The following is an 11901-nucleotide window of genomic DNA, read 5'->3' as shown; positions in this document are numbered from 1 at the left end:
GACAGGACAACGCTTACAGTTCTAACGAATCCTTAACAAGTCATATAATTCTCTAAACCCTGCTGGCCGCTAATTTTTTATACTCTTGAAGCACTAAAAGGTTTATCAGTAAAAAATTGTTTTGTGCTTAAACTTGTTTTATTCTTTTATAAAGTCTACTAACTGAAATAGGATTAAATAACTTACCTTGTGAAGTTTTAAAACCGTTTTGATTTAATTCATCTGCAATTTCTTGTAAGGTCTTGTTTTCTCTTTTACATTTCTCAATCAAAGCAGTAGCTACCCTATTATATGAATTCCTTTTGGCTTTTGCCTTTATTGCTTCTACTCCTTTTCTTCTGGCTTCTGCAGTTAAATTCTCAGGCTTACCAAGTTTAACACCTTGCTTTTTTTTAGCTTCCAGAGCAAGTTTAGTACGTATGCTTATTATTTCTCTCTCTCTCTGCGCTAATCCTGCAAATACAGATAAAGTAAGTGCATCTGTTACTGGCAAATCACAACTTTTAAACTTATCTCCTAATCTTTTATGAATATTAAAGATATGTTCAACATCTCGGCTCAATCTATCGAGTTTTGCTACAACTAAAATCGTATTATGCTTTAAACAGTAATTAATTGCCTCGTTTAGTTTAGGACGGTTCTCAATTTCTTTTCCACTTTCAGTTTCAATAAACGTATCTATTACAATAGCATTTTCAATATCAGCATAATAGTTAATTATTGCCTTCTGTGCTTCGAGACCTAAGCCGGAGCGCTCTTGACCTTTGGTCGACACTCTAATATATGCTAGATATTTCTTCATTTATGAACTCTTACAATCTTCCGACAATCTTCAAACTAGAATTACAAATAAATCATTTTTGTTCTTGATACCGCGTTAATTCTTTTTCTATATCCTCAATACTTGGTAAACTGCCTTTAAGATTTTCCGGTATTGATTCTGCAATTTTATATGCAGAAACACCAATAGGCTTATTAATATCTTTAAGTGCATATTCTGCCACAACCTTATTCTTATCTTGGCATAAGAGCAAACCTATACTCTCTTGGTCGTAGTCTCCTCTTAATATAGCATCTACCGCTGATAGGTAAAAATTCAACTTTCCTGCATACTCAGGCTTGAACTCCCCCTTCTTGAGTTCGATGACGATATAAGAATGTAATTTGATGTTATAAAATAATAAGTCTATATAGAAGTCTTGGCCTCCTATTGATATAGGGTATTGTTTCCCTACATAAGCAAATCCTGCTCCCAGTTCTAACAGAAATTTTGTAATATGGTCTGTTAAAGCATTTTCAAGGTCTTTTTCCTGATAATCTTCCGTTAAGGTCAAGAAATCAAAAATATATGGGTCTTTAAATGTTTGTTGAACTAAATCCGAATTATTAGTTATTGTTTTCGAAAAGTTACTAATGCTCTTACCTTGTCTACTATGTAGGTTCGACTTTATTTGTAGCGAAAGTATATCACGAGACCACCCATTTTCTATTGTCTTATTTATATAAAAGATGGCTGTTTCTGTATCTTTCACTTTGTCTATTAATAGTATGTGATGCCCCCAAGGAATTTGTGCAGCAAACTGCTGCATAAATTCTTTATCTGTATATCTTTCAGCAAAACGACGCATATACTGGAGATTTCTTTGTGAAAAACCTTGCATATCAGGAAATTCACTACGTAAATCAATAGCTAATTTTTCAAGCGTTTTACTACCCCAATTCGCTTGTTTTATTTGTCGGGAAATTATATCCCCAATAGTCCAGTACAGAGAAAGTAATTCGGCATTTACAGATAACAAAGCTTTATGCCGGCTATTTCTAACGGTAGCTTTTAAATCATTTAAAACTTGTATATAATTTTCCCCTTCTTTAAACAACATTATTTTTAAAATAAGAATAAAAAAAATTAAAGAATTATTACAAATCGCATTCGTTGTATAAGCATTTATGTTAACATACCAACTTAAAAATAGCGACTGAAAGTTTTGTTTATAAAACTAAAGAATTCTCCCTGTGATGAATCAATAACTATTCTTTTACCCTCGACATCTTTCAGGATTCCATTCAATGGCTTCTGGCCTCAAAACTGTTTCATGAGTAAAGTAAGACATAGCTAACTTTAGACTTGTAACCATCAAAAATACAAAACAAAGTAAATATTTCATAATCATAAACGCTCGTTTATGATTTGATAAATCAAACAAAAATCTATAACACATACGAGTGTCTTATAATTTTTTAAAATTTTTCTATTTTCAGATTAATGAAAATGGTGGGAGAACCTCTAAATAAAAATACCCGTCAAGTGGCGGGTATTTTTATTTTAAACGTTTGCTTTTCTAAAGCGAGATGAGGGTATAAATATAAATGTATTAAAAACGGCTAGCAAAAAAATGGCGTTTTTTGGACTTTTACATAATAAATATACCCTTTTAAGAAAATACTCACGCTTTTTAAACTTGAGTAAAAATGCCTACATCATTAGTTAAAATAACTAATGATTTTTTCAAAATAAAATACTATAAAGCATAAAATTTAAACAAGTTTTATAGTATTTAACTATTACCATCTTTTGATAACTGAAACAAAAGAACCAAAATTATCATTAATAAGGTCGCCGTGGTCAACGGCTATATTTATTTTCAAATCAGCTTTTAATCTACTTAAAGGAATAATAGTATTGATACTGTAAGAAATTTGCGTAACCGGACTAATAGGCTTACCGATTACATCATACGAACCAAAATTTTTACTGAATGATATTCTATTGGTGAAGTTAATAATGCCAATCTGGTTTATTAATCCTAAATAACAAACCCAAACTCGATTATTATTAACAAAAATGTAGCCATTATCAACTTGCTTTTCAGACCTGAGGTTTTCTTCAGCTGTCAAAAATGGTGTACCAATTGTACTTCGGTTATAAGACCATCCATCAAGATATTGCTGATGATTAAACAAAAAGTTTTCTTCATTCGGATGTCTATCAGGTAAGCCTAAGAGCCTACCGAAGCCAGAGACATAGTGCCCTTGGTTTTTAGTATACAGATACTCAAAGACTATTTTTTTAAAGACTGATTTAGCAGGCGTAAAGCTTATTCCATATAAACCGTCATCGGTATTTGTCAACCCAAAAAGTTGACCATCTTCAAAGATAAACTGTTTATATAATAGTAGTTTGCTTCTTTTTATGGTTATTTCGGCACCAGCATCTAATGAGCCTAAATGATTTCCGAAACGGTTGCCTAATTCAAATTTATTATAATTTTGATATTTAGGTATTTCGCCCCATAATTTTTTAAATGGAAGAACCACATTTCCATAAACGAACCAATCCTCTGGAAATTTACCATTATACAAGCGGTCATCTCCTTCAGGAAGTTTAACTTTTGGCGAGCCGCCCCATTGAACGTTATGTACAATACCTCCATACAATTTCAACTTGGCTGTTGGAGTACCAATCCTTAAAAAGAAGGATTTCTGATGCAGATAATATCCTTTTGCAAAGGTTTGATCTCCAAACCACCCATGCGCGAAAGTTCCCTTGATACTCAACCATTTGAAAAATAGTTTAGTGTAGTTTGGAATACTTATCTGAACTCTGGGAATAGGAAGTGCATTCCCTGACCATGAAATTGAACCTGAGCTTAACGTGGTATCTACTAAACCATATATTTCCTTTTTACGCCCTGCGTATACCTGAAAAACCCCTACTTTGGCAGCAATAAAGCCTTCAGGAACAATTAATTGAGGTTTTTTTCCAAGAAGAGTTACCAATTCAATTCCATAGTTGAATCGGAAAAATTTATTGAGAGTATCTATTTTATTTCTTAATACTTGGCGACAGAGAAAGGCTGGAAGCTCTTTAGGAATACTTCCGTATTGATTAGTGGCTTGCCAGAAGGGTAGCTTATTAGTCAGTGAGAAATAGCCTCCAATCTCAAATTCATAATCGAATTTGTTTTTAAACTGCTTTTCTTGACCAAATACAGAAGTAATAATTAGGAAAGTAAGTATGGTAATACAAAATTTCATTACAGCATTTTTGAGAGTATTTTTGAGGTCATGTAATCATAAATTATTTGAATTTTTGCGCTTATGTACATACTTCAGGATTTTACGAGAACTAAGCAAGAAAAAATAAATATCTAGCCCATATATTTTGTAAGATTATAGTCTATTTTCATATTTTTGTTTGTTCCATACTATCCGCAAATCGGGCACCCTTCTTCTGGATATCGGTACAACAGTATTGTCTTTTAGAACAATATTTTTATTTCTAAAGTTAATATTCCTGATAAAATCTTGCCGAACAATGAAAGACTTATGCGATCTTACAAAATGTGTCTTTGGCAATATAGATTCAATTTTTTTAAGGGGATATGCTATTAACATTAACTTTCCTGAAAAACCATGTAGGATTGTATAATTAACCTTTGCTTGAAAAAAAGAAATTTCATTAATAGCAATCTGTTGTTTTTGAGACAGTTGGATATGAGAGGTTTCGTTCATAAATACTTATATTCTTTTGGGTTATGTTGTTATTTTTTTCGGGTATTTTCTTACAGTAGAAAATGGAATGCAGGCTTCTTACGGATGACAACTCCCTCTTGATATTTTTAAACAACCTAGCAAAATAGTAAATCATACTACTGCCTCTCGTCTTAAAATATCTCAATAACTCAGGGAATATGGTTAAGGAAGGTGATTGCTTTATAGATAACCCACGAAACCTTCATTGGCCGAAGCAAAATGCCATCAATACATATAATTTGAATCCATGACACCCTTCTATCGGAATAACATAAGCTTTCCAAATTTCTGATATCTAAATCCATTCTTATCTGTCAGAGTAACTTTATAGGCATAAGCACCCGGAGTTGCATATTCTCCATTTACTTTTCCGTCCCAAGAATTTCCAAGGTCATCGCTCTCAAACAATATATTTCCCCATTGATTGAATATATATATATGGTACTCTAGTACATACATATCTGATATCTTTATAACAAACAAATCATTAACTCTATCGTCATTTGGAGTAAAGGCATCAGGAATATATATATATGTAGTGTCGGCCACATGTGTCACATTCCATTTTCCACTTTTTATATCTTTCCAGCTTTTAAATTGATTTAAGTATCGACAATTGTTTTGTCTTGTTCTATCTGAATTCCATTTACTATTAACATTTTTCTCAATAACAGTACGTGTTAACTTCTCTATTGAGTTCTGAAAAAAAAAACAACTCAAAGACTCATTTAACAGATATGCACCCCGAGCATTAATGGTCACACTGAAACTTTCAGTTACTTTGCAATCATTAGAAACACCCAAGCAAATATCCGGTGATAAGAAAGTATAATTCAGAAGTATAAAAAAAATCCCAAAAGCCCGCATTTTCATTTCCTTAACCTTGTAATATAAGTTAACTATATCTACTTAGTTTATCTCTTTAGTGTAATAAAACCTACTCGTGGTTTTGATTCACCAGCAATTTTTATTGAATAATAATAAGTCCCATCAGGTACAGAATTATTCTTAGGATTTACCAAAATACCTACGTTTGCAACCCCATTCCATCCTTCAGTGAAAAGCATGTTTTTGTCATCTTTAAAGATGAGGAAACCCCATCTATTATAGATTTCACTATATTCTATCTTCACACCATCAGGAGCCTTAGCTATTAATACATCATTTTTGCCATCACCATTTGGAGAGAATGCTTCAGGAATAAATAAAACTCCGCTTGTATTCAATGGCAATGTCAATATGGTTGGAGATGTTAAATTAGGCTTCACTTCCATACCTGCATTTGACTTATCTGAAACAAACTGGTTATTTCCTATGGCTTTTGCATAAGCATAGCTTTCATAAGGCCCTTTATGACCATTATGGAACACTTTCACTGTATAGAATATTGAATCTAGTTTGCCTACTGCCAATTGACTGGTTGTATCGGCTATCAATAGATTAACATCTTCTTTTCCATCAAAGTTAGGATTAACCTTCAAGGTAGAGTTCAACCCTACTGCTGGCTTACCAACCATTACGTAGCTCGTACTATCAGCAAATGTTTTGCTTAAACTATCAGATACTTGCACATTAGCTAGTCTAGTTCTTCCAACATTTTTTACAAGTGCCAAATAAGTGACTGAATAAGTTGTTTCGTCCAATTTCGTAGAATCTGTTATCGCTAGCGATATACCAATCGCCGGCTCTGTCGGATTCATATCAATTTGCACTTCAATCGGTGTTGGGTCATTATTATTAGTAGGGTCTCCGTCATTATCTGGATCAGGATCTACGCCATCTGTTGATTCTTCTTTTTTCTGTCCATTTACATATAACTCTGCTTTGTTATAGTACATGTCTGCTGTCGCTTCAGAGAAGTCGACTTTTACTTTAAAGGTAAGTTTTGAAGTCGTACCCTTTTTAATACTACTTAATGAATCAATCAACATATTTTTGTTAGCTCCACGACCAGTATAACTCGGGTTTACTACTAGGCCAAAATCAGCTGTTACCTTCACTGTATCATTCAGAATTTTGGCACCACTACCAAAGGCTTTTTCTAAATCGTCAACTACCTGTACACTTGTTACATCTTCATTACCCATATTTTTCACATAGATGGTAAACGGTATTGTATAGGTTTTTCCGCTCACTAACAAAGGCTCACCTGATATTTTACTCATTCCTAACAAGCTTGTTTCTTGTCCTGGGTCATTGATAGTATATTCGCTTACATTGTTCTCAGTTATATTATCAACTTCATTTACTTTAGACAACTCAGCCTTATTGATAATCTTACCTCCTGCTACTACTCTTGTTTTATAAGTAAATGCCACACTATCTCCTGCGCTCAAGCTATCAAGTTTTAGTTTAACAATACCATTTATATAAGTAGCATTCGCGCTAGCAGAAATAAAGCTTAGTTTATATGGTAATATATCCCTTACTTCAATTCCAGTTGCTTTTTGTGTACCCACATTTTTAACGGATACTTTGTATTCAACTTCCTGATCTATCGCTACTTTGTTTGCCGAAGCTGTTTTCTTCACAGCAAGGTCGACAATTGGTGTACTCGGCGTTACTCCGCCGTCACAAGTTGTAATCACTACTTTAATCACCGAACCTGCCGAGTAGCACCCTGCTGATGTACGTTCAAATACATAATAAGTCCCTGCACCTACGGCGGCTGGATTCGCAATAATTGGTGATGACGATGAGTTAGCCGTATGGAATTCAAACTGACCTCCTACTGTTGATATATCTGTCAGAATAGCTGTATTTAGGTCTGCGGTATTGAATGGGCAAACATTCCTGATTTCAGCAATTACAGTCGGAGCAATGGCTGCTTTACCTACTGTTACAGTTACCTCATTTGAACGTGGACTTTCACACTTACCACTCAACGACTGACATTTAGCCCAATAAGTAGTAAACTCTTGGGTTGGTGTCACAGTCAATACAGCTCCTGTGGCTCCGGTCGACCAAACTACTAGGCCTGTACATCCTGTGGCTGTCATCACTGTACTTTCACCGGGACATATCTGTTTTTTGCAGTGTATAAATGGTTTATTCGGACTTCCGTATGGTATCATTACTGGTTCAGTTACACCGCTTTCACATTCTCCAACTTTACATTTTGCAGTATATTTCACAGTACTATCAGGAACTAATGTAAGGGTTTCACCTATTTCTCCCGTCGACCAGACTACTACACCTTCGCAACCACTAGCCTTAATAGTTACTGATTCGCCAGTACAAACAAAATCTGTTAAACAAACTAAACTTGGCAAAGTAACATTAGCCATTTTTATTTGTACTGCATTTGATAAACCACTGCTACATACATTAGACTCTTTACAAACTGCAGTATAGATTGATGTAGCTGTTGGCTTCACCGTTATCGAACTGCCTATCTGACCTGATGACCAAATAACTAAGCCTTCACCGCACCCTATTGCTGTAAGAGTTACATTTTCTGGCTTACAAATACTTGTTTTATTAGCTGATATTACTGGATTCACCACATTGCAAATACTACAATCTGTTTTAGAAATGATAACAATTTCATTTGATACCACACTTGTGCCACAATTAGTTGTACAAGTAGCCGTATAAATACCTGACTGCGTAACTACTAGTGGGTTTGTGTTGCTGTCTGGTGCTCCATTCAATAACCAATTTATCGTTCCACTACAATTGGCTGCTGTTAAAGTTGCTGACTCTCCAGCACACAAGCTCGTCTTGTCCGCTGTAATAGTCGGTGCATTTGGAATGCCGCCTGTGTTGATTTGAATACTGTTGGATGCCACACTTGTGCCACAACTAGTTGTACAAGTAGCCGTATAAACTCCTGACTGCGTAACTACTAATGGGTTTGTGTTGCTGTTTGGTGCTCCATTCAATAACCAATTTATAGTTCCACTACAATTGGCTGCTGTTAAAGTCGCTGACTCACCAGCACACAAGCTCGTCTTGTCGGCTGTAATCGTTGGTGCATTTGGAATGCCGCCTGTACTAATTTGAATACTGTTACTAGCCACACTTGTCCCACAACTAGTTGTACAAGTAGCCGTATAAACGCCTGACTGAGTAACTACTAAAGGGTTTGTGTTGCTGTCTGGTGCTCCATTCAATAACCAATTTATCGTTCCACTACAATTGGCCGCTGTTAAAGTTGCTGATTCGCCAGCACACAAGCTCGTCTTGTCGGCTGTAATCACTGGCGCATCTGGAAGGCCGCCTGTATTGATTTGAATGTTGTTGGATGCCACACTCGTGCCACAGCTAGTTGTACAAGTAGCCGTATAAACGCCTGACTGAGTAACTACTAGTGGGTTTGTGTTGCTGTCTGGTGCTCCATTCAATAACCAATTTATCGTTCCACTACAATTGGCTGCTGTTAAAGTTGCTGACTCACCAGCACACAAGCTCGTCTTGTCCGCTGTAATCGTTGGTGCATTTGGAATGCCTCCTGTGTTGATTTGAATGCTATTAGATGACACACTTGTGCCACAGCTAGTTGTACAAGTAGCTGTATAAACGCCTGACTGAGTAACTACTAGTGGGTTTGTGTTGCTGTTTGGTGCTCCATTCAATAACCAATTTATCGTTCCACTACAATTAGCTGCTGTTAAAGTCGCCGATTCTCCAGCACACAAGTTCGTCTTGTCGGCTGTAATCACTGGCGCATCTGGAAGGCCGCCTGTGTTGATTTGAATGCTATTAGATGCCACACTTGTGCCACAACTCGTCGTACAAGTAGCCGTATAAACTCCTGACTGCGTAACTACTAATGGGTTTGTGTTGCTGTTTGGCACTCCATTCAATAACCAATTTATCGTTCCACTACAATTGTCTGCTGTTAAAGTTGCTGACTCGCCAGCACACAAGTTCGTCTTGTCGGCTGTTATCACTGGCGCATCTGGAAGGCCGCCTGTGTTGATTTGAATGCTGTTAGATGCCACACTGGTCCCACAACTAGTCGTACAAGTAGCTGTATAAATACCTGACTGAGTCACCACTAGTGGGTTTGTGTTGCTGCTTGGTGCTCCATTCAATAACCAATTTATCGTTCCACTGCAATTGGCCGCCGTTAAAGTTGCTGATTCCCCAGCACACAAGTTCGTCTTGTCGGCTGTAATCACTGGCGCATCTGGAAGGCCGCCTGTGTTGATTTGAATGCTATTAGATGCCACACTTGTGCCACAACTTGTTGTACAAGTAGCTGTATAAACGCCTGACTGAGTCACTACTAGTGGGTTTGTGTTGCTGTTTGGTGCTCCATTCAATAACCAATTTATCGTTCCACTACAATTGGCTGCTGTTAAAGTTGCTGACTCTCCAGCACACAAGCTCGTCTTGTCCGCTGTAATAGTCGGTGCATTTGGAATGCCGCCTGTGTTGATTTGAATACTGTTGGATGCCACACTTGTGCCACAACTAGTTGTACAAGTAGCTGTATATACGCCTGACTGCGTAACTACTAAAGGGTTTGTGTTGCTGCTTGGTGCTCCATTCAATAACCAATTTATCGTTCCACTACAATTGGCCGCCGTTAAAGTTGCTGATTCCCCAGCACACAAGTTCGTCTTGTCCGCTGTTATCACTGGCGCATCTGGAAGGCCGCCTGTGTTGATTTGAATGCTGTTAGATGCCACACTGGTCCCACAACTAGTCGTACAAGTAGCTGTATAAATACCTGACTGAGTCACCACTAGTGGGTTTGTGTTGCTGCTTGGTGCTCCATTCAATAACCAATTTATCGTTCCACTGCAATTGGCCGCCGTTAAAGTTGCTGATTCCCCAGCACACAAGTTCGTCTTGTCGGCTGTAATCACTGGCGCATCTGGAAGGCCGCCTGTGTTGATTTGAATGCTATTAGATGCCACACTTGTGCCACAGCTAGTTGTACAAGTAGCCGTATAAACGCCTGACTGAGTCACTACTAGTGGGTTTGTGTTGCTGCTTGGTGCTCCATTCAATAACCAATTTATCGTTCCACCACAATTGGCCGCTGTTAAAGTAGCCGATTCCCCTGCACACAAGCTCGTCTTGTCGGCTGTAATTGTCGGTGCATTCGGTATACCGCCAGTACTGATTTGAATACTGTTAGAAGCCACACTGGTGCCACAACTAGTTGTACAAGTAGCGGTATAAACGCCTGATTGAGCCACCACCGCCGGATTTGAATAAGTCACTGATTGACCATCCTTACGCCAGCTTAAAGTACCACTACAATTGGCTGCTGTTAAAGTTGCTGATTCCCCTGCACATAAGCTCGTCTTGTCCGCTGTTATCACTGGCGCATCTGGAATGCCGCCTGTGTTGATTTGAATACTGTTAGAAGCCACACTTGTGCCACAACTAGTTGTACAAGTAGCGGTATAAACACCTGACTGCGTAACGACTAGTGGGTTTGTGTTGCTGTTTGGTGCTCCATTCAATAACCAATTTATCGTTCCATTACAATTAGCTGCTGTTAAAGTTGCTGACTCGCCAGCACACAAGCTCGTCTTGTCGGCTGTTATCACTGGCGCATCTGGAATGCCGCCTGTGTTGATTTGAATGCTATTAGATGCCACACTTGTGCCACAGCTAGTCGTACAAGTAGCTGTATAAACGCCTGACTGCGTAACTACTAGTGGGTTTGTGTTGCTGCTTGGCACTCCATTCAATAACCAATTTATCGTTCCACTGCAATTGGCTGCTGTTAAAGTTGCCGATTCGCCAGCACACAAGCTCGTCTTGTCAGCTGTAATTGTCGGTGCATTTGGAATGCCTCCAGTACTGATTTGAATACTGTTACTAGCCACACTTGTCCCACAACTCGTCGTACAAGTAGCCGTATAAACGCCTGACTGGGTCACCACCGCTGGATTCGAATAAGTCTCTGACTGACCATCCTTACGCCAGCTCAAGGTACCACTGCAATTAGCTGCTGTCAAAGTAGCTGATTCCCCAGCACACAAGCTCGTCTTGTCCGCTGTAATTGTTGGCGCATTCGGTATACCACCTGTTGTAATGGTCACTGAATTGCTAGCTACGCTTGTCCCACAATTTGTCGTACAAGTAGCCGTATAAACGCCTGATTGATTTACCAATGTAGGATTAGCACTGGTTAATAAATTTCCATTTAATAACCATTTCACTGTCCCACTGCAATTGGCTGCTGTCAAAGTAGCTGATTCGCCAGCACACAAGCTCGTCTTGTTCGCTGTAATTGTCGGTGCATTTGGTATACCTCCTGTTGTAATTTGAATACTGTTACTAGCCACACTTGTCCCACAACTAGTCGTACAAGTGGCTGTATAAACGCCTGACTGAGTCACTACCGCCGGATTCGAATAAGTCACTGATTGACCATCCTTACGCCAGCTTAAGGTACCA

General features: G+C 37.9%; 6 protein-coding genes. All 6 read right to left on the bottom strand.

Annotation, left to right across the window (positions count from 1 at the left end):
- Positions 1-127 precede the first annotated feature (127 nt).
- The 6 genes from WAA15_RS23060 to WAA15_RS23035 all read right to left on the bottom strand — a co-directional run bounded on the left by WAA15_RS23060 (position 128) and on the right by WAA15_RS23035 (position 11867).
- A complete protein-coding gene (locus tag WAA15_RS23060; RefSeq protein WP_337045213.1) occupies positions 128-802 on the bottom strand; it encodes a recombinase family protein in 675 nt (224 codons plus the stop codon).
- A gap of 52 nt (positions 803-854) precedes the next feature.
- Complete coding sequence (locus tag WAA15_RS23055; RefSeq protein ID WP_337045212.1) at positions 855-1880, bottom strand: PDDEXK nuclease domain-containing protein; 1026 nt, start codon at positions 1878-1880, stop codon at positions 855-857.
- A 682-nt stretch (positions 1881-2562) separates the two neighbouring features.
- Positions 2563-4035 carry a capsule assembly Wzi family protein gene (locus WAA15_RS23050; protein WP_337045211.1) on the bottom strand — a complete coding sequence of 491 codons (1473 nt, stop codon included), beginning with the start codon at positions 4033-4035 and terminating at the stop codon, positions 2563-2565.
- Between the two features lie 135 nt (positions 4036-4170).
- Entirely contained in the window at positions 4171-4512 is a 342-nt protein-coding gene (locus WAA15_RS23045; RefSeq protein WP_337045210.1) for a LytR/AlgR family response regulator transcription factor, read from the bottom strand.
- A gap of 279 nt (positions 4513-4791) precedes the next feature.
- Complete coding sequence (locus WAA15_RS23040) at positions 4792-5406, bottom strand: gliding motility-associated C-terminal domain-containing protein (protein WP_337045209.1); 615 nt, start codon at positions 5404-5406, stop codon at positions 4792-4794.
- Between the two features lie 41 nt (positions 5407-5447).
- Positions 5448-11867: a gliding motility-associated C-terminal domain-containing protein gene (locus WAA15_RS23035; RefSeq protein ID WP_337045208.1), complete on the bottom strand. Its 6420-nt coding sequence runs from the start codon at positions 11865-11867 to the stop codon at positions 5448-5450.
- Positions 11868-11901 lie beyond the last annotated feature (34 nt).

This window comes from Emticicia sp. 17c, assembly GCF_037153985.1.
GTDB lineage: Bacteria > Bacteroidota > Bacteroidia > Cytophagales > Spirosomataceae > Emticicia.
The sequence above is the reverse complement of the archived record's forward strand: the minus strand, read 5'-3'. Positions and strand labels throughout refer to the sequence as shown.